Origin of the sequence: Kutzneria kofuensis (genome assembly GCF_014203355.1) — a bacterium.
Taxonomy (GTDB): Bacteria; Actinomycetota; Actinomycetes; order Mycobacteriales; family Pseudonocardiaceae; genus Kutzneria; species Kutzneria kofuensis.
Genome location: NZ_JACHIR010000001.1, coordinates 1,781,625 through 1,804,022, shown reverse-complemented (window position 1 = coordinate 1,804,022; position 22,398 = coordinate 1,781,625). Strand labels below are relative to the sequence as shown.

Annotated in this window: 20 protein-coding genes; 14 read left to right on the top strand and 6 right to left on the bottom strand. The window is 71.1% G+C overall.

Features of this window, described 5'->3' with window-relative positions; genetic code table 11:
* Positions 1-310 precede the first annotated feature (310 nt).
* From ctaC to BJ998_RS08200, 4 genes are all read left to right on the top strand, one after another.
* Positions 311-1,216: an aa3-type cytochrome oxidase subunit II gene (gene ctaC, locus BJ998_RS08215; RefSeq protein ID WP_184868519.1), complete on the top strand. Its 906-nt coding sequence runs from the start codon at positions 311-313 to the stop codon at positions 1,214-1,216.
* A gap of 10 nt (positions 1,217-1,226) precedes the next feature.
* The gene (locus BJ998_RS08210) at positions 1,227-1,625 is read left to right on the top strand and encodes a cytochrome c oxidase subunit 4 (RefSeq protein ID WP_184859952.1); all 399 of its coding nucleotides are present in this window, start codon (positions 1,227-1,229) and stop codon (positions 1,623-1,625) included.
* A gap of 71 nt (positions 1,626-1,696) precedes the next feature.
* Positions 1,697-2,968, top strand: a complete 1,272-nt coding sequence (locus tag BJ998_RS08205; protein ID WP_184859950.1) for a DUF1800 domain-containing protein — start codon at positions 1,697-1,699, stop codon at positions 2,966-2,968.
* Entirely contained in the window at positions 2,965-4,149 is a 1,185-nt protein-coding gene (locus tag BJ998_RS08200; protein WP_184859948.1) for a DUF1501 domain-containing protein, read from the top strand. The genes BJ998_RS08205 and BJ998_RS08200 overlap by 4 nt, the downstream gene beginning before the upstream one ends.
* Here BJ998_RS08200 and trpD read toward each other — a convergent pair.
* From trpD to BJ998_RS08185, 3 genes are read right to left on the bottom strand one after another with little or no spacing between them, the layout of a single operon-like run.
* A complete protein-coding gene (gene trpD / locus BJ998_RS08195) occupies positions 4,138-5,187 on the bottom strand; it encodes an anthranilate phosphoribosyltransferase (protein WP_184859946.1) in 1,050 nt (349 codons plus the stop codon). The genes BJ998_RS08200 and trpD overlap by 12 nt on opposite strands.
* The gene (locus BJ998_RS08190; RefSeq protein ID WP_184859944.1) at positions 5,184-5,588 is read right to left on the bottom strand and encodes a hypothetical protein; all 405 of its coding nucleotides are present in this window, start codon (positions 5,586-5,588) and stop codon (positions 5,184-5,186) included. Before BJ998_RS08190 ends, trpD begins: the two co-directional genes overlap by 4 nt.
* Positions 5,589-5,606: 18 nt before the next feature.
* Positions 5,607-5,984, bottom strand: coding sequence for a hypothetical protein (locus tag BJ998_RS08185; RefSeq protein WP_312889993.1), 378 nt, complete (start codon positions 5,982-5,984; stop codon positions 5,607-5,609).
* 90 nt (positions 5,985-6,074) lie between these two features.
* Between BJ998_RS08185 and ctaE the strand changes: the two genes are divergently transcribed.
* The 4 genes from ctaE to qcrB are packed head-to-tail and all read left to right on the top strand — an operon-like array spanning position 6,075 to position 10,378.
* A complete protein-coding gene (gene ctaE, locus BJ998_RS08180) occupies positions 6,075-6,683 on the top strand; it encodes an aa3-type cytochrome oxidase subunit III (protein ID WP_184859942.1) in 609 nt (202 codons plus the stop codon).
* Positions 6,684-6,717: 34 nt separating this feature from the next.
* A complete protein-coding gene (gene qcrC / locus BJ998_RS08175; protein WP_184859940.1) occupies positions 6,718-7,563 on the top strand; it encodes a cytochrome bc1 complex diheme cytochrome c subunit in 846 nt (281 codons plus the stop codon).
* On the top strand, positions 7,560-8,690 hold the full coding sequence (gene qcrA / locus BJ998_RS08170) for a cytochrome bc1 complex Rieske iron-sulfur subunit (protein ID WP_184859938.1): 1,131 nt from the start codon (positions 7,560-7,562) through the stop codon (positions 8,688-8,690). The genes qcrC and qcrA overlap by 4 nt, the downstream gene beginning before the upstream one ends.
* Positions 8,687-10,378 carry a cytochrome bc1 complex cytochrome b subunit gene (gene qcrB, locus BJ998_RS08165; RefSeq protein ID WP_184859936.1) on the top strand — a complete coding sequence of 564 codons (1,692 nt, stop codon included), beginning with the start codon at positions 8,687-8,689 and terminating at the stop codon, positions 10,376-10,378. Before qcrA ends, qcrB begins: the two co-directional genes overlap by 4 nt.
* 133 nt (positions 10,379-10,511) lie before the next feature.
* On the opposite strand, the gene BJ998_RS47230 is transcribed toward qcrB, so the two are convergent.
* On the bottom strand, positions 10,512-10,790 hold the full coding sequence (locus BJ998_RS47230; RefSeq protein WP_184859934.1) for an Lrp/AsnC family transcriptional regulator: 279 nt from the start codon (positions 10,788-10,790) through the stop codon (positions 10,512-10,514).
* Positions 10,791-10,893: 103 nt separating this feature from the next.
* On the opposite strand from BJ998_RS47230, the gene BJ998_RS08155 reads away from it, so the two are divergent.
* Entirely contained in the window at positions 10,894-11,355 is a 462-nt protein-coding gene (locus tag BJ998_RS08155; RefSeq protein WP_184859932.1) for a GNAT family N-acetyltransferase, read from the top strand.
* Here the strand turns inward: BJ998_RS08155 and BJ998_RS08150 are convergent.
* Positions 11,348-13,066: a DEDD exonuclease domain-containing protein gene (locus tag BJ998_RS08150; protein ID WP_184859930.1), complete on the bottom strand. Its 1,719-nt coding sequence runs from the start codon at positions 13,064-13,066 to the stop codon at positions 11,348-11,350. The two genes, BJ998_RS08155 and BJ998_RS08150, sit on opposite strands and share 8 nt — an antisense overlap.
* A 225-nt stretch (positions 13,067-13,291) precedes the next feature.
* On the opposite strand from BJ998_RS08150, the gene BJ998_RS08145 reads away from it, so the two are divergent.
* The 5 genes from BJ998_RS08145 (at position 13,292) to BJ998_RS08125 (ending at position 19,601) form a co-directional block, all read left to right on the top strand.
* Entirely contained in the window at positions 13,292-14,656 is a 1,365-nt protein-coding gene (locus BJ998_RS08145) for an NYN domain-containing protein (RefSeq protein ID WP_376775850.1), read from the top strand.
* A gap of 295 nt (positions 14,657-14,951) precedes the next feature.
* A complete protein-coding gene (locus BJ998_RS49085; protein ID WP_184859928.1) occupies positions 14,952-16,001 on the top strand; it encodes a C40 family peptidase in 1,050 nt (349 codons plus the stop codon).
* 88 nt (positions 16,002-16,089) lie between these two features.
* On the top strand, positions 16,090-17,127 hold the full coding sequence (locus BJ998_RS49080; protein WP_184859926.1) for a C40 family peptidase: 1,038 nt from the start codon (positions 16,090-16,092) through the stop codon (positions 17,125-17,127).
* 18 nt (positions 17,128-17,145) lie between these two features.
* Positions 17,146-18,453, top strand: a complete 1,308-nt coding sequence (locus BJ998_RS08130; RefSeq protein WP_184859924.1) for a peptidase MA family metallohydrolase — start codon at positions 17,146-17,148, stop codon at positions 18,451-18,453.
* Between the two features lie 32 nt (positions 18,454-18,485).
* Positions 18,486-19,601, top strand: a complete 1,116-nt coding sequence (locus BJ998_RS08125) for a glycosyltransferase family 4 protein (RefSeq protein ID WP_184859922.1) — start codon at positions 18,486-18,488, stop codon at positions 19,599-19,601.
* On the opposite strand, the gene BJ998_RS08120 is transcribed toward BJ998_RS08125, so the two are convergent.
* Complete coding sequence (locus tag BJ998_RS08120) at positions 19,570-22,287, bottom strand: AfsR/SARP family transcriptional regulator (protein ID WP_184859920.1); 2,718 nt, start codon at positions 22,285-22,287, stop codon at positions 19,570-19,572. The genes BJ998_RS08125 and BJ998_RS08120 overlap by 32 nt on opposite strands.
* Positions 22,288-22,398: the final 111 nt, after the last annotated feature.

The window sequence follows — 22,398 nt, the reverse complement described above, 5'->3', positions numbered from 1 at the left end:
TCTCATCGAAACAGGGCACTTGCACACCGGGGGTCGCAGCCCAGTATGCCCATGACGGGCGGGTGGTCGAGCGGCAGGCGGCCGCCCGGACGGTGTCGATCAGTGCCGAACCGGGCGTGATCGGCGGATCGTCGAGGGGCGGGCGGCCGCGCGCGCCGTCTCGATCACCCCCGAACGGTGGCGCGTTACCGCCTGGGTTAGGCTCCGTTCTGACTGACGGCGGGGTGCCGTCACCGCTGCTGAGCAGCGGCTGGCGTGTTCGCACACGCCAGAGGCCCGTCATCCGAGGAGGCAGCGAGCAGTGCGCCTGATGGAGGGCACCCGGAAAGCACGGGTCGCCAAACTCGCCGGGCTTGCCGGCCTGGTCGCGGTTGCCGCAAGCGGCTGTTCGACCGACGAGGTTCTGCGTTTCGGCTGGCCGGTCGGCATCACGCCGCAGGCCGATTCGATGCGCGACCTGTGGACCGGCTCGGTGATCGCCGCGCTCGCCGTCGGCCTGATCGTCGCGATCCTGATCCTGTGGCCGGTGGTCTTCCACCGCAAGCGGAGCGAGGAGCTGCCCAAGCAGCTCCAGTACAACCACCCGCTGGAGATCGTGTACACGGTCATCCCGGTGGTCATCGTCGCGGTGTTGTTCTACTTCACGGCCACCACCGAGAACTACGTCACGGACAAGAGCCACACTCCGGACGTCACGGTGGACGTGATCGGCTTCCAGTGGAACTGGGAGTTCAAGTACGACAACTACAAGACCCCGGACGGCAACCCGGTGTCCACGGTGGGCTCCAGCAGCGAGATCCCGCTGCTCGTGCTGCCCACCAAGAAGTGGATCCAGTACAACCTGCTGTCCACGGACGTCATCCACTCGTTCTGGGTGCCGGCGTTCAACTTCAAGCGCGACGTGTTCCCGGACCCGGACAAGAACAACCAGGACTCGTCCTTCCAGAACACCATCGACCAGACGGGCGCGTTCGTCGGCCACTGCGCCGAGCTGTGCGGCGCGTACCACTCGGCGATGAACTTCGAGGTGCGCGCGCTACCCGACGACCTGTTCCAGCAGTACATGTCGCTGCGGACCAAGGTGAACACCAAGACCGGCAAGCCGTACACCGCGTCCGAGGCGCTGGCCGAGATGAACTGCGGCGACCTGTGCGCGCCGCTGGCCACGACCACGCACCCGTTCAACACGGACCGCACGGCCCGGACCGGAAGCTGAGGAACAACCGATGAAGATTGAATCCAGGATCTTCGAGGTCGTCGCGGGCTTCTGCTTCATCATGGCGATCGTCTACGGCATCTGGGCCAAGGAGCCCGTCGGCATCGTCGCGCTGACCCTGACCGGCGGCCTGTGCCTGATCACCGGCACGTACTTCCGGTTCGTGGCGCGCCGCATCCCGGAGCGCCCCGAGGACGACACCGAGGCCGAGATCAGCGACGGCGCGGGCGAGCTGGGCTTCTTCAGCCCGGGCAGCTACTGGCCGGTCGGCATCGCGGCGGCCGCCGCGATCGGCGCCCTGTCGCTGGCCTTCTTCCAGACGTGGATGCTGGTGATCACGGTGGTGCTGGTGCTGATCACCGTGGGCGGCCTGGTCTTCGAGTACCACACGAAGCCCAACGCCGAGTGAGTTGCTGAAGCTTCACTGAGCGAACGGCCCCGGGCATTGGAGCCCGGGGCCGTTTCGCGCACGATTCCCGTGTGCCGTTACTAGACGACCGAGCCGCCACCCGGCGACTGCTGGACCGCTTCGGCTTCGGTCCCCGCCCGGGCGAGCTGGAAACCCTGGCGCGCAACGGGTTCGCCGCGGCATGCGAGCAGGTGCTGGCCCAGGCCCCGGACGCCACGCCGCTGCCGAACCTCGGCGCGGAGCCGGCGCAGGCGGGCAAGAAGGCCAGTGCCGCCGAGCGCAGGCAGCGGCAGAAGACCTTGCGCAGCCAACAGATCACCGCCGTGCAGTGGTGGCTGGACCGGATGGCCGGCACCGCGTCGGCGCTGCCGGAGCGGCTGACCTGGTTCTGGCACGGGCACTTCGCCACCAGCGTGCAGAAGGTGCACAGCGCACGCCTGATGCTGCACCAGAACCAGACGCTGCGCACCAAGGGCGGCGACTTCACCGCGCTGGCCAAGGCGATGATCGTGGATCCGGCGATGCTGCTGTGGCTGGACGGCCAGCAGAACAAGGTCGGCGCCGCCAACGAGAATCTCGCCCGCGAGTTCATGGAGCTGTTCACGCTGGGCGTCGGCCACTACTCCGAGACCGATGTCCGGGAAGCCGCCCGCGCGCTCACCGGCTGGACGGTGAACCGGGATGCGATGACCTCGTCGCTGGCCCCGAAACGACACGACAACGGCGGCAAAACCGTGTTGGGAATCACGGGAAATCTCGACGCCGATGGATTTGTCGACATCGTGCTGAATCGTCCGGACTCGGCCCGTTTCGTGGCGAGCCGGCTGTGGTTCCGGTTGGTCAGCGCCACCCCGCCCGCGGCGGACGCGCTGGACCGGCTGGTCGCGGGTTACGGCTCGCAGCGGTCCATCGGGGGGCTGCTGCGGGCCGTGCTCGCCGAGCCGGCGTTCCGCGATCCGGCGACGACCCTGGTGAAGCAGCCGGTGGAGTGGGCCGTCGGCCTGATGCGGGCGCTGGGCGTGCAGCCGTCGAAGCTGCCGGTCACGCAGCTGGAGGCGGGCCTGCGGGGCATGGGGCAGGTGCCGTTCGAGCCGCCCAGCGTCGGCGGCTGGCCGGCCGGGCAGGCCTGGCTGACGACCTCGGCCGGGCTGGCCCGGCTGCACCTGGCGCAGCTGATCGCCGAGCACGCCGACGTGTCGCACATCACGTCGGCGACGGCGGCCGGGCAGGTGCTCGGCGTCGACACGTGGAGTCAGCGGTCCTCGGCGGCGCTGGCCGGCATCCAAGGGGCGCAGCTGGTCGCGGTGGCGGCCTGCGCGCCGGAATACGTGGTGAGCCAATGAGAATCAGCCGACGCGGCTTCATCATCGCCAGCGGCGTGGTCGGCGCGGGCGCGCTCGCCGCCGGCGCCACCCAGGTGGACTGGTCCGACCTGATGACCGCCGCCGCCCGGAACCCGTTGTCCCCGGACGCCGGCGTGCTCGTCGTCTGCACGCTCTACGGCGGCAACGACGGCCTGAACACCGTGATCCCGGCCTCGGACAGGGCATATCAATCGGCACGGCCGGACCTGGCGTACCAACCGCACGAGGTGCTCGATCTCGGCGACGGTCTCGGCCTCAACCCGGGCATGACGGGCCTGAAGAAGCTCTGGGACGACAAGCGCCTGGGCATCGTCCGCGGCGTGGGCTATCCCAAGCCGGACCACAGCCACTTCCGGTCCATGGCGATCTGGCAGACGGCGTCGCCCGGCAGCCCGCAGCAGACCGGCTGGCTCGGCCGCTGGCTGGACGTGACCGGCGACGACCCGCTGCGGGCCGTGTCCATCGAGCCCGTGCTACCGCCGCTGATGGCCGGCCAGCGGGCCGCCGGGGCGACGCTGCCCGTGACCGGCCTGAAGCTGCCGACCGGGGCCGTGGGCAAGGCGTTCGAGCTGATGGGACATCCGCAGGACGGCGATGCGCCGGACCAGGCGAGGGCGGCTCGGTCCATCGCCGACCTGCACACGACCGCCACCAAGCTGGGGCCGGCGGTGAAACCCAGCAGTGACAGCAAAGGCCGGCTGGCGGCGCAGTTGGACGTCGTCGCCGGGCTGGTGGAGGCGGGCGTGCCCACGCGGGCCTATTCGGTGTCGCTGGGCGGCTTCGACACGCACGCCGACGAGAAGGGCACGCAGCAGCGCCTGCTCACCGAGCTCGACCAGGCGCTGTCGGCCTTCGTGGACCGGATGCGGGGCAAGCCGGTCGTGGTGCTGGTGTACTCCGAGTTCGGCCGCCGCGTCGGCGCGAACGCCAGCGACGGCACCGACCACGGCACCGCCGGGCCGGTGTTCGTCATCGGCGACGCGGTCCGGGGCGGCTTCTACGGCGAGCAGCCCAGCCTCACCGACCTGGACAACGGCGACCTCAAGGAGAGCACCGACTTCCGTGACGTCTACGCCACGATGCTGCGCGACGTCCTGGGCGAGGACCCCGGCAAGGTCCTCGACGGCCACGACACGACGGTGAGCGGGCTACTGGGCTGAGGCCGCCAGCTTGGCCGACAGCGCGATCCAGCGGTCCAGCAGTTCCGCGCCGGCGCCGGAGTCGATCGCCTGGGCGGCGACGTCCTTGGCGGCGCGCAGGTCGGCGTGCAGGTCGTCGCTGAGCCCGTTGAACACGGCCACCGCGCCGGCGGCGTTGATCAGCACGGCGTCCCGCACCGGACCGGGCCGGCCGGCCAGCAGGTCCCGCACCACCTGGGCGTTGTACGTGGCGTCCCCGCCGACCAGGTCCGCCGGCTGTGCGGGGGCGACCCCCAGCAGCGACGGGTCGATCCGGTCCCGGCGCACCACGCCGTCCTGGGAGATCCACGCCGACGTCGTCGTGGTGGTGGTGATCTCGTCCAGCCCGTCGTCGCCGCGCACCAGCAGCACGTGCGCGCCGCGGGAGGCGAAGACACCGGCCATCACGTCGGCCATCGGCTCCCGCGCGCAGCCGATCAGGCCGTACTTGGGCTGCGCCGGGTTGGACAGCGGCCCGAGGATGTTGAACGCCGTCGGCACGGCCAGCTCACGCCGCGGCCCGGAGGTGAAGCGCAGCGCCGGGTGGTAGGCGGGCGCGAAGCAGAACCCGATGCCGACCTCGGCCACGCAGCGCTGCACGGCGTCCGGCGGCAGCTCGATGGCGACGCCGAGCTCCTCCAGCACGTCACCGGTGCCGCACTTGGACGACGACGCCCGCGCGCCGTGCTTGACCACGGGCACGCCGGCGGCGGCCGTGACGATGGCCGTCATGGTCGAGATGTTCACGGTGTGGGCCTGGTCGCCGCCGGTGCCGACGATGTCGATCGCCCGCCCGGCCACGTCTACGGTCCGCGCGTGCCGCAGCATCGAGTCGGCCATGCCCAGCACCTCGTCGGGCGTCTCGCCCTTGGCGCGCAGCGCGACCGCGAAGCCGGCGATCTGCGCGGACGTGGCCTCGCCGGTCATCACCTGGTCCATCGCCCAGCCGGTCTGCTCCGCCGTCAGGTCGTGCCCGGCGATCAGCGCGCCCAGCAGGTCGGGCCAGGTCGGCGTGCTCATCTGGCCACGGGCGCACCGGACCGCAGCACCTCTGCGACGGTCTCGGCCGCGGCCAGCGGGTCCAGCGGATGCACGATGACGGCGTCCGCCTGCGACCAGGTGGCCAGCCAGCGGTCGTCCTTGCGCCGCACGGCGATCACGATCGGCGGGCAGTTGGTGATCTCGTTCTTGAGCTGGCGGGACAGCCCCATGCCGCCGGTGGGCTGCGCCTCGCCGTCCAGGATGGCCAGGTCGATCGCGCCGCTGTCGACGTGGTAGAGCACGTCCGCCACGGTGCCGACCTCGACGTACTCCACGCGGCCCAGGTCCGGCGCCGGCCGCCGGCCGACGGCGGTGACGATCGCCTCGCGGACCTCCGGCCGGTGGCTGAAGACCAGGACCTTCCACGTCTGCGTGCTCATACCGTGATGCTATCTGTGTCACACCTTCAGGTCTGCAAGCAGTCCCATCCCACCGCGTCTGGCGTCCAGTCGCTGGGCCAGCCCGGCCATCCGGGACCGCTCCTGGGCGCAGCTCAGCGCGGTGATGAGCTGGACACGCAGGGCGTGCAGCCGAACCGGATCGCCCGCCTCGACCACGCGCAGCTCCCAGCCGTCCTGGGCCAGCAACTCGCGGGCTCGGTCCACCGAGGACGCGGGGAGCACGAGGTGATGCCGCAGGACGGCCTTCTCGGCGGGCCGCAGACGCGGCGAACGGGCCAGCACCGCCGAGTCCGCCTCGGCCGGATCGAACGCCTCCGCAACCACGTTTAAATCAGGGTTGTCCAGGTCGAACGGCAATTCCGGACGCCGTCGCAACAGTGACCTCAATCGCTCGAACGCGCCCATCGCTGCTGATCTCCCGTTGCACCCCACCCGACCGGGCGGCCTGATCCACCGCAGGCAATAATGCGACCCGTGACAACGGCAGCTCCCCCCATCGCTCAGCGGGTGCACTCGCTGAATCGCCCGAACATGGTCAGCGTGGGCACCATCGTGTGGCTGTCCAGCGAGCTCATGTTCTTCGCCGGTCTCTTCGCGATGTACTTCACCGTGAAGGCCCAGAACACCGGCGTCTGGCCGCCCGAGCCCACGCACCTGGACAAGGCGTACGCGCTGCCGTTCACCATCATCCTGGTGCTCTCCTCGGTCACCTGCCAGTGGGGCGTGTTCGCCGCCGAGCGCGGCGACGTCTTCGGCCTGCGCCGCTGGTACGTGCTGACCTTCGTGATGGGCCTGATCTTCGTGCTGGGCCAGGCCAACGAGTACCGGATGCTGGTCGAGGAGGGGACGACCATCCCCAGCTCGGCCTTCGGCACGGTGTTCTTCCTTGCGACCGGTTTCCACGGGCTGCACGTGATCGGCGGCCTGATCGCCTTCATCTTCCTGCTCATCAGGACGAGGTTGAGCAAGTTCACGCCGGCGCAGGCGACCTCGGCGATCGTGGTGTCGTACTACTGGCACTTCGTCGACATCGTCTGGATCGGCCTGTTCGCCGTGATCTACCTCATTCCCTGACCCAGCCCCGAACTGACAGCAAGGGTTGCCCTCCATGACCACCAAGCCACCCGCCGACGCGGCGGGTACGTCCGCCCCGGCGGGTAAGCGCGCCCGCTCGCGGTCCAAGCTCAAGCGCCGGGTCTCCGGCCTGCTGGCGCTCGGGATCGCGCTGCTGGGCGCGGGCGCGCTGTACGCCGTCGCGGTCCCCGCCCCGCAGACCGCGCAGGCCTCGGACACCAACGCGCTCGTCGAGCAGGGCCGGCAGCTGTTCAACAACAGCTGCGTCACCTGTCACGGAAAGAACCTGGAAGGCGTCAAGGACCGCGGGCCCAGCCTGATCGGTGTCGGCTCGGCGGCGTCCTACTTCCAGCTGTCCACCGGCCGCATGCCGCTGTCCGGCGGGCAGACCGCCGAGGCCGCGCGCAAGCCCCCGGTGTTCACGCCGCAGCAGATCGACGCCCTCGACGCGTTCATCCAGGCCAACGGCGGCGGCAAGCAGAAGCCGGACGCCACGGACGAGCAGCTGTCCACGGGCGACCCGTCGCGCGGCGGCGAGCTGTTCCGCCTCAACTGCGCGAACTGCCACAGCTTCACCGGCCGCGGCGGCGCGCTGTCCTCCGGCAAGTACGCGCCGGAGCTGGACGGCGTCACGCCCAGCCAGATCTACACCGCGATGCTCACCGGCCCGGAGAACATGCCGGTGTTCGGCGACCGGCAGCTCACGCCGGACGAGAAGAAGGACATCATCGCGTACATCAAGTCCGTGACCGATGGCAACAACAACCCCGGCGGCAACCCGCTCGGCGGTCTCGGCCCGATCTCTGAGGGCCTCATCGGATGGATCGTGGGCATCGCCGCGCTGGTCGGCGTGACCCTCTGGATCGGATCGAAGGCATGAGCGGCGACGAGCACGACGAGAAGCTGCCCACCGAGGCAGAGCTGAACAGCATGAACCGGGACGAGCTGGTCCGGCTCGGCACCAAGCTCGACGGCGTCGAGCTGATCAGCTACGAGGACCCGTGGCCGGTCAAGGGCACCAAGGAAGAGAAGCGCGCCGAGCGCGGGGTGGCCTACTGGTTCCTGCTGGCCGCGGTTGCCGGCCTCGCCTTCATCCTGGCGTTCATCCTGTGGCCCGCGGACTACCAGGCGCCGGGCACCGACGGCTACTTCTGGTACAGCCTGTACACCCCGGTGATCGGCGTCACGCTCGGCCTGACCATTCTCGGCCTCGGCGTCGGCGCGCTGAACTACACCAAGAAGTTCATCCCGCACGAGCTGGCCGTGCAGGACCGCCACGACGGCGGGTCGTCCAAGATCGACCAGGAGACCATCCTGGCCGAGCTGGCCGACGCCGGTAACCGCAGCACCATCACCCGCCGCTCGCTGGTCAAGCGGACCGCGGGCGCGGCGGCCGGCGTGATGGGCCTGGGCCTGGTCGTGCTGCCGGTGGGCGGGCTGTTCAAGAACCCGTTCGCCGACACCAACTCCAAGGACTCGCTCTGGCACACCGGCTGGCAGCCGAGCTTCCCCGGCGAGAAGGTCTACCTGCGCCGCAACACCGGTGACGCCGGCGAGGTCGTGCTGATCCGTCCGGAGGACCTGGACGCCGGCGGCTTCGAGACGGTGTTCCCGTTCCGCGAGTCGGAGCGCGGCAACGAGGAGGCGCTGTCCGCGGCGCTGCACCGCTCGGACAACCCGGTCATGCTCATCCGGCTGCGGCCCGACCAGAACGTGGTCAAGCGGGCCGGCCAGGAGAACTTCAACTTCGGCGACTACTACGCGTACTCGAAGATCTGCACCCACCTGGGCTGCCCGACCTCGCTGTACGAGCAGCAGACCGGCCGCCTGCTGTGCCCGTGCCACCAGTCGCAGTTCGACGTGTTCGAGTACGCCAAGCCGGTCTTCGGCCCGGCCGCCCGCGCGCTGCCGCAGCTTCCCATCGAGGTGGACGAGAGCGGATACTTCGTGGCACGCGGCGACTTCATCGAGCCCATCGGCCCCGCGTTCTGGGAGCGTGACTCATGAGCGGCATCACGACGCCGACCAAGCCGGCCAACACGGCGACACGCATCGCGGGCGGCGCGGCGAAGTGGGCCGACGACCGGTACCACCTGGCCGCCGGCATGCGTCGCCAGCTGAACAAGGTCTTCCCGTCGCACTGGTCCTTCCTGCTCGGCGAGATCGCCCTGTACAGCTTCATCGTGCTGCTGCTGTCCGGCACGTACCTGGCGCTGTTCTTCGACCCCTCCATGCAGGAGGTCACCTACAACGGCGTCTTCGACAACCTGCGCGGCATCCAGATGTCGCGGGCCTTCGCCTCGACCCTGGACCTGTCGTTCGAGGTCCGCGGCGGCCTGTTCGTCCGGCAGATCCACCACTGGGCGGCGCTGCTGTTCATGTCGGCGATCGTCGCCCACATGTTCCGGATCTTCTTCACCGGCGCGTTCCGGCGCCCGCGTGAGGTGAACTGGGTCATCGGCGTCGTGCTGTTCATGATCGGCTCGCTCGAGGGCTTCTTCGGCTACTCGCTGCCGGACGACCTGCTCTCCGGCACCGGCCTGCGGGTCATGTTCGGCCTGATCGAGTCGATCCCGGTCCTGGGCACCTGGGTGGACTGGCTGCTGTTCGGCGGCGAGTTCCCCGGCAACGTGATCGTGCCGCGCATCTACACGCTGCACATCCTGCTGCTGCCCGGCGTGATCCTGGCGCTGATCGCCGTGCACCTGGGCCTGGTGTGGTACCAGAAGCACACCCAGTTCCCCGGCCCGCGCCGGACCGAGCGCAACGTCGTCGGCGTGCGCATCATGCCGGTGTTCGCGGCCAAGGGCGGCGGCTTCTTCGCCCTGGTCACCGCGGTGATCGCGCTGATGAGCGGCCTGTTCCAGATCAACCCCATCTGGAACTTCGGCCCGTACAACCCGGCTCAGGTCTCCGCCGGCTCGCAGCCGGACTGGTACATGGGCTGGACCGACGGCCTGGTGCGTCTGTGGCCGGCCTGGGAGGCGTACATCCACCTCGGTGGGTCGTGGAACTTCACGATCCCGGCGCCGTTCCTGCCGTTCATCCTGGGCCTGCCGCTGCTCACCGGCATCGCCGCGGTCTACCCGTGGATCGAGCGCCGGCTGACCAAGGACACCGCGCACCACAACCTGCTGCAGCGGCCGCGGGACGTGCCGGTGCGCACCAGCCTGGGCATGATGGCGATCACGTTCTTCATGGTCTGCCTGCTGTCCGGCGGCAACGACATCATCGCGGACAAGTTCGACATCTCGTTGAACGCGACCACCTGGATGGGCCGCATCGGCCTGCTCATCCTGCCGCCGCTGGTGTACTGGGTGACCTACCGGATCTGCATCGGCCTGCAGCGGGCCGACCGCGAGGTGCTGGAGCACGGCATCGAGACCGGCATCATCAAGCGGCTGCCGCACGGTGAGTTCATCGAGCTGCACCAGCCGCTGGGCCCGGTCGACGAGCACGGCCACCCGCACGAGTTGGCCTACCAGGGCGCGCCGGTGCCGAAGAAGATGAACAAGCTGGGCTCGGCGGGCGCGCCGGTCGCCGGCGGCTTCTGGGGCCCGGACCCGGTCGACGAGGTCACCGCGCTGGAGAGCGCCCGCAAGGAGGCGCACACCCGGTCGAACGTGGTGGCCGGCGAGAGCCAGCTCAACCAGGACAAGGAGCTGGCGGGCAAGCCCCAACAGCCCGACGCCTGACGGTTGTCAATGGCCCCGGTCTCGCAGAGACCGGGGCCATTGTCATGTCCTGGCCGCCAGGACCGAAGACTGGAGCCGTCAAGCCCGGCTGGACACGCGGGGGTTGCCGGCTGTGCGCCGACGACGTGATGGGTCAGTCGAGGCCGACCGAGAAGGACTCCTCGGCGTCGCGGCGGGAATAGGAGCGGAAGGCGATGTGGGTGTCGGTGGACAGCACGCCCGGCACCTTGCTGATCTTGCCCGGCACCAGCTCCGCGAGGTCCTCGTGCCTGGCCACCTTCACGTGTGCGATCAGGTCGACGTCGCCGGCGCAGGAGTAGACCTCCTGCACGCCGTCGATGTCCGCGATCGCCTGCGCGGCCTCCGGGATGGACTCGGCGGTGGCCTGGATCAACACGATCGCCGTGATCACGACGGGACCTCCTGTAATGGTTCGACGACGTGCCGATCGTAGGGCAAGGATGGTCGTCGACACTGATGTGACTGGGGGGAAGATGCCGTACGAGCTGCGCACAATGACGGTTCGCGATGCCGTCCCGGCCGACGCCGAGGAGCTGGTCCGGCTGCGGGTCGTCATGTTCGAAGCCATGGGCCGTGACGTCACCGTCGGCGACTGGCAGCGGCCGTGTGTCGAGGTCTTCCGCCGCGAGCTCGGCGGCCCCGGCCTGATCGCCACCGTCATCGATGCCCCCGACGGCGGACTCGCCTCCTGCGCAGCCGCCTTCGTCCGCCTCGACCTGCCCCGCCCCGGCGAAACCGCCACGGCGTCCGCCCACCTGCACAACGTCTGCACCGACCCGGCCTGGCGGCGCCGGGGCCTCGCGCGCCTGGTCGTCACCGCCCTGGTCGAGCGGCTCGACGCCCTCGGGGTGCGGCGGTCCGACCTGCACGCCTCCGAGGACGGCCGATCGCTCTACGAGAGCTTGGGCTACAAGCCGTACACGGGTGGAGTGGAGATGGTGCGCAGGCTCAGTTGAGCCCCGCGTAGGTCGCTCTCCCCGCGACCGCCCGATCCACCCAGGTCCGCCACCCCGCCGCCGACTTGGCCGGCTCGGACCACGGGGTGTCGCAGTAGACCAACCTCGTCCCGGGGCGGTTGAGCCAGCGCAACACCACGCCCGTCTCCTCGGCCGGGGCGCCGCGGAGTGGGCCTTCGCCGGGCACGACCGTCTCGGCCGAGGCGACGAGGGCGTCGACGACCGGCATGGGGCGTACGCCGCGGCGCGCGACGCCGGCGGAGGCGAGCCGGCCGTGGCGTACCACCGAGAACTCCCAGCCGCCGGCGCCGTCGGGGCGGGCGGCGACGAGCTCCGGCAGCGCGGCTAACGCGGCGAGGCGTTGGCTGCGGTCGACGGCGCGGACGAGGTCGGCGAGGCGGTCGCGACGGATGGCGGCCTCCTCGAAGCGTTCGGCCAGGGCCAACTCCTCCAGCTGAGCGGCCAACTTGTCGAACGGAGTGAGGGCGCGGCCGGCGATGAGGTCCCGGACGGCCGCCGGGGCGTGGCCGTAGTCGGCGACGTCCTGCCGACCGGCGCAAGGCGCCCGGCAGCGGCCCAACTCGGCCAGGGCGCACGGAGTGGCGTTTGCGCCCTGCGTGGGAATCCGCATGCTGCACGTGCGCAGGCCCGTCGCATCGCTCAACGCGGTGGCGGCGGTCTCCGCGCCCTGCCGTGAACGGAACGGCCCCAGTGCGCCGTCGCGAGGGCGGCGGACGATCGACAGGCGCGGGAAAGCCTCGTCGGTGAGCGTCACCCACCAGCCGCCCTGCTGGTTACGGGACTTCCGGTTGTACTGCGGCTTGTGTGCCGTCAACAACCGCAGCTCACGCACCTCCGCCTCCAGCGAATGCGCGCACACCACCGCATCCACGCGCACCGCCAGCGCGACCATTTCCTTGATCCGGCCCCGGCTCTCGCTGCTGGTGAAGTACTGCCGCACGCGCCGGCGCAGGTCCGTGGCCGTGCCGACGTACAGCACCTCCTCCGACGGCCCGCGGAACATGTACACGCCCGGCTCCGACGGCAGATGCGCCGCCAACGTGCGCTTCCGGCGCTGCGCGGGTGTCACGTCGGGCAGGTAGTCGAACAGCTCCTCCAGCGACTGCACGCCCACCGGGCCCAGCCGCTCCAACAGCCCGTGCAGCACGTCCACCGTCGCGCGGGCGTCGTCCAGGGCACGGTGGTTCGGCGTGGTCTCCGTCTGGAACAGCTGCGCCAATGCCGACAGCCGGCAGCTCGGCGCCTCGTCCCGTGACAGCACGCGGCGGGCCAGCCGCACCGTGCACAACACCGCCGGCTTCGGCCACGCGTAGCCGTGCTCAGAGCACGCCGCCCGCAGAAAGCCCGTGTCGAACGGCGCGTTGTGCGCCACCACCACCGCGCCCGCCGCGAACTCCAGGAACGCCGGCAGCACCTCGTCGATCGGCGGCGCGGTGTACACCATCGCCTCCGTGATGCCGGTCAGCCGCACGATCTCCGGCGGGATGCCCCGGCGCGGGTTCACCAGCGTCGCGAACTCGCCCAGCACCTCCCCGCCCCGCACCTTCACCGCGCCGATCTCGGTGATCGCGTCCTCACCCGGCCGTCCGCCCGTCGTCTCCAGGTCCACCACCACGAACGTGGTCTCCCGCAACGGCGTGCCCAGCTCGTCGAACGACAGCTGCCCCAGGTCTTCAGCAGTGGTGGTCATGGTGATCGGCATGCTGCCAGGACCCCCTGACAGTTTTTGTCCCGATGTGGGGGGAGTGCCCCCGACGCAGGGGAGTGCGAGGCCCCGGAGGGGCCGAGCCCCGCGCGGAACGCGCGGCAAAAATACGGCCAAGTGGGTGACCTGCGGTGTTGTTGCCGTAACAACCTGGCGATGTGGGTCGGTTCCCTGTCAGCCGCGCGGGCCGGCACACACTAGCCTGTGGGGGTGTCCGCGTCAGCCGAAGCCGATGAGCCGGGTCAGGGGCCCGAGCTGTCCGCCGTGGACGGTGGCGATGATCAGTCCACTGTGGACTGGTCGGCGCTGCCGGACCCGGTGCGGTCCCGGCTGGCCGAGATCAGCGCGGACGCCGTGGGGGCGCTGGCGCGGGTGGACATCCCGCAGCAGGTGAAGGCGGTTGCCCGGTTCGCGCCGGCGAAGCGGGCCCGGTTGGGGGCATCGGCGCTGATCGCGGGCCTACGGGACGCGCACGCCTTCCGTACGGCGGTGGTGGAGTGGTGCCGCGAGCACCGCCCGGCGGCGCTGGACAGCACGGCCCCGGACCCGGTGACGGCGGCGGCCGCGGCGGTGCTGCTGGGCGAACCGACGGCGGTGCACTTCGTCGAACTGGTGGCGCGACGGGTCGGCGAGGGGCAGCTGCGGGCGGAGCGGGACTCGGCCGTACTCAAGGCGCAGCGGGCGGAGGCGGAACTCCAGCGCGTACGGGACGAACTGGACGCGAACCAGGGCGCGGAGGCGAAGGTCCTCCAGGAACGCGACGCGGAGCTGGAGCGGCTGCGCAAGCGCCTGCGCGAACAGGGCGTGAAGCTGCGCGAGGCCCGCGACCGCGCCGACAACGCGATGGCGGCGGCGGAGAAGGTCCGCACGGAGGCGTTGGCCGAGGTCAAGTCGCTGATCGCGGAGCGGGACCGGGAGCGCGAGCGGGCCGAGACGGAGCGGGCGAAGGCCCGCCGCGCGGAGAACGACGCGGAGATCGCCCGGCAGTCCGCCCGGGAGGCCCGCCAGGCCGACGAGGTCCGGCTGGCGCTGCTGGTGGACACCCTGGACGGCGCGGTCACGGGCCTGCGCCGCGAACTGGCCATCGGCGGCGGCCAGGGCCCGCGCCCGGCGGACATGGTCCGCGGCGCGACGGCGGCGCAGGGCACGGTCGGCCGGGTCGAGGACCCGGCGGCGCTGGACCGCCTGCTGGCGTTGCCGGCGGTGCACATGGTCGTGGACGGCTACAACGTGACCAAGACCGGCTATCCGGAGTTGCCGCTGTCCGACCAGCGTGACCGGCTGGTGCACCAGATGGCGGTGCTCGCGGCCAGGACCGGGGCGGAGGTCACGGTCGTCTTCGACGGTGCGGGCGTGGTGGCGGTGCCCTCGGCGGCGCCGCGCGGCGTCCGTGTCCTGTTCTCCGATCCGGGCGTGCTCGCGGACGACGTGATCAGAGCCCTGGTGACCGCGGAACCCGAAGGTCGGCCTGTGGTTGTTGTCACGTCGGACCGCGCGGTGGCGGACTCGGTGCGGCGCCGTGGAGCGCACCCGGTGCCGTCGGCGGTGCTGCTGGCCCGACTCGTCCGGGTGTGAAGAGTTAACCCCTCCCGACCTGCCGATTCGCCGAACGGCCGACCGAATGCGCCGAATGGGATTCACGCCTGGTCAACGCTGTCTCCGCCCAGATGCTCCGAACGAGTGAGCACGACCGCTCATCGGCCGCCAATGTCACGGCGGGTGGACGGCGGACACCTCTTTTCGTAACCTACCCGAGACCTCGCGGCGACCAGCTGGCTGGCGTGGCCGGCGACGCGGGGTCACCGTCTGTTTCGACCTGTCGGGGGGTCGAGCGCCTGACGGGCACTACCTCGAAGGAGACACCACCGACGTGGCGTCGAACCGACTCAAGCACGTGATGCGGGGCGCTCTGGCCGTATCGGCCGTGGCCACCGTCGTCGGCCTGAACCCCGGGTCCGCCGTCGCCGATCCGCCGTCCAACCTCCAGGACGCGAAGACCCAGCTCGACGCGGCCAGCAAGGCCGCGGAGGTCGCCGACCAGGCCTACCTGGCCGCCCAGGACGACCTGAAGGCCAAGCAGGCCGAGGTCGCCAAGGCCACCGCGGACATCCAGACCTACACCCAGCAGGCCCAGGACGCGAAGGCCAAGGAGACCCAATACCAGGGCCAGGTCGACCAGCTCGCGTCGGCCGCCTACAGCGGTGTCCAGTTCACCCAGCTCTCCGCGCTGCTGACCGGCAAGTCCGCCCAGGACTTCCTGGACCAGTCCAGCGAGCTGCAGTTCCTCGCGCAGCAGAACGCCGCCGTGATGGACGGCTACGACAACGCGATCAAGACGGCCAACAGCGCCAAGGCGAAGGCCGCGGACGCGCAGAAGAAGTCGCAGGAGGCCGCGGACGCGGCGCAGAAGATCCTCGGCGAGCTGGACGGCAAGAAGAAGGCCGCCGACCAGGCCAAGGACCAGGCGCAGTCGATCTACAACCAGCTCGACGCGGCGGCCAAGGGCCTGCTCAAGGGCGCCGGCGACACGGGCGTCTTCCTCGGTCCGCCCGGCGCGGCCGGCACCGCGATGAACGCGGCCGTCGGCGAGCGCGGCGTGCCCTACGTGTGGGGCGGCACCACGCCGAACCCCGGCTTCGACTGCTCCGGTCTGATGCTGTGGTCCTACGCCAAGGCTGGCATCCAGCTGCCGCGCTCGGCCGCCGCGCAGTACACCGTGGGCAAGGCCGTCTCGCTGGACGCCCTGCAGCCGGGTGACCTCATCTTCTACGGCTCCACCGCGTCCAACATCCACCACGTGTCGATGTACGTGGGCGCCGGCAAGGTGGTGCACGCCCCGACCGAGGGTGAGGTCGTGAAGATCGTGCCGATCGGCAACTCCGGCTCGGACATCTTCGGCGCCAAGCGCATCGTGGGCTGATTCCGACCAGCTGGGACAACCGTCGCGAGGCCGGCACCCGTCAGGGGTGCCGGCCTCGCGCGTTCACCCGCTCGGTACCCTCCACGGCGTGGTGGCCAACAGACTCAAGCATGCGGTGCGTGGTGCGGTGGCCCTCTCGGCCGTGTCCGTGGCGGTGAGCCTCAACCCGGGCGCGGCGGCGGCCGACCCCGCGCAGGACGCCCAGAAGCAGGTCGAGCAGCAGACCCAGCAGGCCGACCAGATCGGGCAGGAGTACCTCAAGGCCAAGGACGACCTGGCGGCCAAGCAGGCCGACCTGGCCAAGGCCAACGCCGACATCGACAAGTACGGCAAGCAGCTGACCGAGGCGCAGGCCAAGGAGGAGCAGTTCCGCGGCCAGGTCGACCAGGTCGCGGCGGCCGCGTTCGACGGCGCGCAGTTCACCCAGCTCTCCGCCCTGCTGACCGGCAAGTCCGCGCAGGACTTCCTGGACCAGTCCAGCGCGCTGGAGATGCTGGCGGCGCAGAACTCCGCCGTGCTCGACACCTACGAGGGCGCGGTCAAGCAGGCTTCCGACGCCAAGACGAAGGCCGCGGACGCGCAGAAGAAAGCGCAGGAGGCGACCGACGCGGCGCAGAAGATCCTCGCCGACCTGCAGACCAAGAAGGACGCCGCGGACAAGGCCGTCGCCGACGCCAAGGCCGCCGTGGCCAAGCTGTCCAACGCTGCCAAGCAGGCCCTGGGCGCGGCCGGCAACATGGGCACGTTCATCGGTCCGGCCGGCGCCGCCGGCACCGCCATGCAGGCGGCGCTGAGCCAGCGCGGCGTGCCCTACCAGTGGGGCGGCGAGACCAAGGACGTCGGTTTCGACTGCTCCGGCCTGATGCAGTGGGCCTGGGCCCAGGCCGGCATCAGCATCCCGCGCTCGGCGGCTGCCCAGTACGGCCCGGGCAGGTCCGTCTCCCGTGACGCGCTCCAGGCCGGTGACCTGGTGTTCTTCGGCAGCACGGCGTCGAACATCTACCACGTCGGCATGATGGTCAGCCCGACGGAGATGGTGCACGCGCCGACGCAGGGCGAGACGGTGAAGGTCGTGCCGCTGTCGGTGATGTCGAACTACTTCGGTGCCAAGCGCTACGTCGGCTGAGGTCTACCATCTGGCCCCGTGACCGGAACGGCCCGGTTCAGGGCATGGCTGGTCGCGGCGATCGCCGTGACGCTGTTCGGTGGCGTGGTTCTGCTCGTCGGGCAGCCCGCCACCGGGCCGGGTCCGGCCGCCCCGTCCACGGGCAGCCCGACGGGCCAGGGCGCGCCACCGTTGTCGCAGACCGGCGACAGCGAGGTGACGGCGCTGCTGCGCAGCCGCGCGGCGGCGGTGCTGCACCGGGATCGCCAGGCGTTCCTGGCCACGATCGATCCGAGGGCGACGCCGCAGTTCCGTGACGCCCAGGCGGCGATGTTCGACAATCTCGCCGACGTGCCGCTGTCCGTTTGGTCCTACGACCTCGATCCGACCGACGTGGTCACGGTGCCCAAGGGCGCGTTCCCGGCCGAGGAGCTGTGGGCGCCCGAGGTGCAGCTCAACTACGCGCTGGCCGGCGTGGACCGCGATCCGACCAGCAAGCCGATGGGCTACCTGTTCTCGCGGCACGGCACGAGATGGTTCCTGGCCTCGGACACGTTGACGTCGCGCAACACCTGGCGCGGGCCGTGGGACTTCGGCCCCGTGACGGCGCTGCGGGCCAAGTCCGGGCTGGTGCTCACCCATCCCGACGACGCCGACCTCGGCCGGCGGATCGCCGGCGAGCTGGACTCGGACGTGGCCGCCGTGAGCGCGGTGTGGGACCAGCCGTGGCCGCGTGAGGTCGCCGTGCTGGTGCCGGACTCCACCGACGAGCTGAAGGCGTTCGTGGGCCCCGAGTTCGCGGTGGACTCCATCGCCGCGGTCGCCGTCGCCGACCGTGTCGACAACGGCAACCACACCGCCATCGGGCAGCGCGTGGTGTTGAACCCCGACAACGCGACCAAGATGCCGGTGGCGTCGCTGCGGGTGGTGCTGCGGCACGAGATGACGCACATCGCCGCCCGCGGCTACACCGTGGACGGCACGCCGATGTGGATGCTGGAGGGCTTCGCCAACTACGTCGGCTACCGGGACAGCGGCATCCCGCTGCCGGTCGCCGCGGCCGACGTCGCCGAGCTGGAGCGCAACGGCACGCCGCCGACCGACCTGCCGTCCAACGGCGACTTCGCCGCCGACGGCGACAAGATCAACCTCGCCTACGACGAGGCGTGGACGCTGACCTCGTTCATCGCCGACACCTTCGGCCAGCACGCGCTCGTCACGCTCTACCTGCGCATCGCCGGCGGCAGCCCGAAGGCCGACGTCGGCGCGCAGCTGCACGACGTGCTCGGCGTGGACCGGGCCGGGCTGATCGCCGGCTGGCAGGACTACCTGCGGCGGAAGTTCTGATCTTGTCCGGGCCGGCCGGGTAACGTTGCCGGGTGCGCAGGACGTTGCTGGTGACCAACGACTTCCCGCCACGCCCCGGGGGCATCCAGTACTACCTGCACGCGCTCGCCAACCTGCTCGGCGGCGACCTGGTGGTGTATGCCCCGGCGTGGTCGGGCAGCGAGGCGTTCGACGGCCGGCAACCGTTCCAGGTGGTGCGCCATCCCGACCCGCTGCTGCTGCCGACACCGGACGTGCAGCGGCGGGTGACGGCTGTGCTGCGTGGCGAGCGCTGCGACGCCGTGTGGTTCGGCGCGGCGGCGCCGCTGGGGCTGCTGGGGCCGCACCTGCCGGTCGACCACATCATCGCCAGCTCGCACGGCCACGAGGTCGGCTGGTCGATGCTGCCCGGCGCGCGGCAGGCGTTGCGCCGCATCGGCGACACCGCGGACGTGGTGACCTTCGTCAGCCGGTTCACGCGCTCCCGTATCGCCCCTGCCTTCGGCCCTCGCGCCGCGCTGGAGCACCTGCCGGCCGGCGTCGACATCAACGTGTTCAAGCCTGACGCCGCCGCCCGTGAGTTCATCCGCGCCCGGCACGGCCTGTCCGACCGGCCGGTGATCGTGTGCGTGTCACGGCTCGTGCGGCGCAAGGGGCAGGACGACCTGATCCGGGCGATGCCGAAGATCCGTGAGCGGGTGCCGGACGCCACGCTGCTGCTCGTCGGCGACGGCCCCGACGGCGGCCGGCTCAGCACCCTCGCCGACGCCGTCGGCCGGAGCGTGGTGTTCGTCGGCGAGGTGCACGCCGAGGAGCTGCCGGCGTACTACGCCGCCGGCGACGTGTTCGCGATGCCGTGCCGCACGCTCGCCCGTGGCCTCGACGTCGAGGGGTTGGGCCTGGTCTACCTGGAGGCGGCGGCGACCGGTTTGCCGGTCATCGCCGGAAATGCCGGCGGCGCACCGGAAACCGTGCGGGAAGGCGTCACCGGGCACGTCGTCGAGCGCTCCGGCCTGGCGACCGTGCTCGGCGACCTGCTGCTCAACCGCGACCTGGCGGCGAAGATGGGCGCCGCCGGGCGCGAGTGGACGGCGACCTCGTGGCGTTGGGACGACCGCGCCACGAAACTGGCCGCCCTCATCGACGGCCGTCGCCCGCCAAGTCCCTGAGCCGACGCTCGACCAGGTCGGCCTTCGCCGTGCGGTGCTGGGCCCGGTACAGGTCGAGAGCCCGCTGCCAGGCCCGGCGGCTCTCGGCCGGGACGCCGAGCGTCCGGTGCACGTCGCCGATGGTGGTCAGGGTGTCCGCCTCCTGGTAGAGATTGCCCAGGTCGCGGAAGATCGTCAGCGCCCGGCCGAGATGGGCGAGCGCCCGGTCGCTGTCGCCCATCCCGTGCGCGATCAGCCCGAGGCTGTCGAGCGTCGCCGCCCGGCCCTCGCTGTCGTCCGTCCCGTCGAGCAGTTCGAGGGCGCGCCGGCAGGCCGCCTGGGCCTGGACGTGGTCGCCGGTGCGGGCGCGGTACCACCCGACGGCGTTCAGCGCCCGGCCCTCCCGGACCGGATCCCCGAACGTCGCGAGGATCTCGTGGTTGCGCAGGGCATGCCGCAGTGCGGTGTGGTCGTCGCCCTCGCGCTCGTACACCCACGACAGGCCACGATGGACGCGTGCCTGCTCGGCGAGGTCACCGGTTTCCTCGGCCAGTTCGAGCGCCTGCCGCAGGTGCCGCAGCGCGTCGGGAACCTCGCCCAACTGGGTGTGCGCGAGACCGAGCATGTGGTGGGCCTTGATCACCAGCGGCGTCCGGCCCATGCGCCGCGTCGCGGCCAGCGCCAGCCGCCAGGAGGCCAGTTCCTCGCGGAGCAGGCCGAAGTCGTAGTCGTTGATGTTCTGGTACCAGGCGATCAACCAGACATGGCGGTGCCAGCCGAACTCCGCGGCCAGCTCCTGGGCCGCGCGGACGTTGGCCTGCTCGGCCGCGAACCACGCCATCGCCGACGGCCGGTCCGGGATCGGCTCCGGCACACAGCCGTCGACCGGCTCCGGGTGCTCCATCGCAGGCCGATTCGGCCTGAGCACCGCCATCCGGGTCCGCAGGGTCTGCAAGTAGAAGTCGACCAGCCGGTGCAGCGCCGCCGCGGTGTCGGTGCCGGCGGCCCGTTCGGCGGCGTAGTGCCGGACCAGGTCGTGCATACGGAAGCGATCCCCCGACCGCTGCACGAGGTGAGCGCGCTCCAGTTCGTCCAGCTCCACCACGTCGTGCCCGGCGAGGCTGCGCATCGCGGTCAGGCTGATGTCCGTGCCCGGCGCGACGGCCAGCAACCGGAACAGCTCCGCCGCCGACGGCGACAGGGCCCGATAGGAGCAGTCGAACACCGCCCGGAGGTTCACGCCGAGCTCGCCGCCGTCGAGCACGTCCAACACGGCGCCGACGCGTAGCTGGCGTGCCGTCTCGGCCAGCGGGATGTGGGGGTCGGCCAAGGCTCGGGCCGCCACGATGCCCAGCGCCAGGGGCAGGCCGCCGCAGCGGTCGACCAGCTCCGCCACCGCGGCCGGCTCGGCGTCGATCCGTTCGGTCCCGAGCCAGGCCACCAGCAGCTGGCGGGCCTCCGCGTCGGCGAGGGCGTCCAGGCTCACCAGCGTCGCACCGTGGTTGACGACCAGTGCGGCGAGCCGGTTGCGGCTGGTGATCACCGTCGTGCAGCTGTCGCCACCGGGCAGCAGCGGGAGCACCTGTTCGCTGTCAAGCGCGTTGTCCAGCACGACGAGCACGCGCTTGTCCGCCACCAGGCTCCGGTACAGCCCGCTCTGCGCGGCCAACTCGGGCGGGATCGCGCCGGGTTCGACACCGAGCGCCGCCAGGAAGGAGCGCAGGGCCGCCGACGGATCCGTCGGCGGGCCGGCCGGGTCGAAGCCGCGGAGGTTCACGTAGAGCTGGCCGTCGGGGAAGCGGTGCAGGTTGCGGTGCGCCCAGTGCAGCGCCAACCACGTCTTGCCGACGCCGCCCACGCCGCCGATCGCCGAGATGACGAAGGCGCCGCCGCCGTCGAGCACGGCCAGTTCACGCGTGCGCCCGGTGAACCGGCGAGGCGTGGCCGGCAGTTGGCGCGGCACTCGGGCCGTGGCCGGCCCGGACGACAGCGACAGCGCCCGGTCGTTGGTCAAGATCTGCTGGTGCAGGCGCCGGATCTCCGGGCCGGGATCCGTCCCGAGGTCCTCGGCCAGCCGTCGGCGCAGCTCCGTGTAGTGCGCCAACGCCTCGGCGGCGCGGCCGCTGCGGTACAGCGCGAGCATCAGCTGGCCGGCGAGGCGCTCGTGCAGCGGATGCTCGGAGACCGCGCCCACCAGTTCGGCGCACACCTCGACGTGACGGCCCTCGGCAAGGTCCAGATCGACGCGGCGGGTCAACACGTGCAGCCGCAGCTCCTCGAGCGCCGGGCCCTCCGTGTGGTGCAGGGAGTCCGAGGGAACGTCGGCCAGGGCCGGCCCGCGCCACAGCGCCCACGCCTCGCGTACGCCGTCGGGCTCGGCCACCAGCTCGCGCACCCGCAACAGGTCGAGCTGGTTCGGCTCGACGCGGATCAGGTAGCCGGTGGGAGTGGTGCGGATGGTGTCGGGAGAAGCGAGCAGGTTGCGCAGCCGCATCACGTAGGCCCGTACCGTGGCCCGGGCGCCGGGCGGCGGCCTGTCATCCCACAGGCGGGCGATGATCTCGTCCGTTGCGACCGGATTGTTGGCTTTCAGGAGCAGACACGCGAGGAGCGTTCGGTGCTTGGCCGCGGACACCGCGACCTCGCGGCCGTCGACGAGCACCTGCAACGGGCCCAGCAGCCGGAACCGAGGACTGCCTGCCAGCATGTCGGCAGGCTAATCCATGCGGGCGCGGACCGAATCCCGCAGTGGCCGCGACAGCGATACGTGAGCGGAGTCGTGAAAGCTGGAGCGAGTGCCGGTCTGGGGGAAGGACCG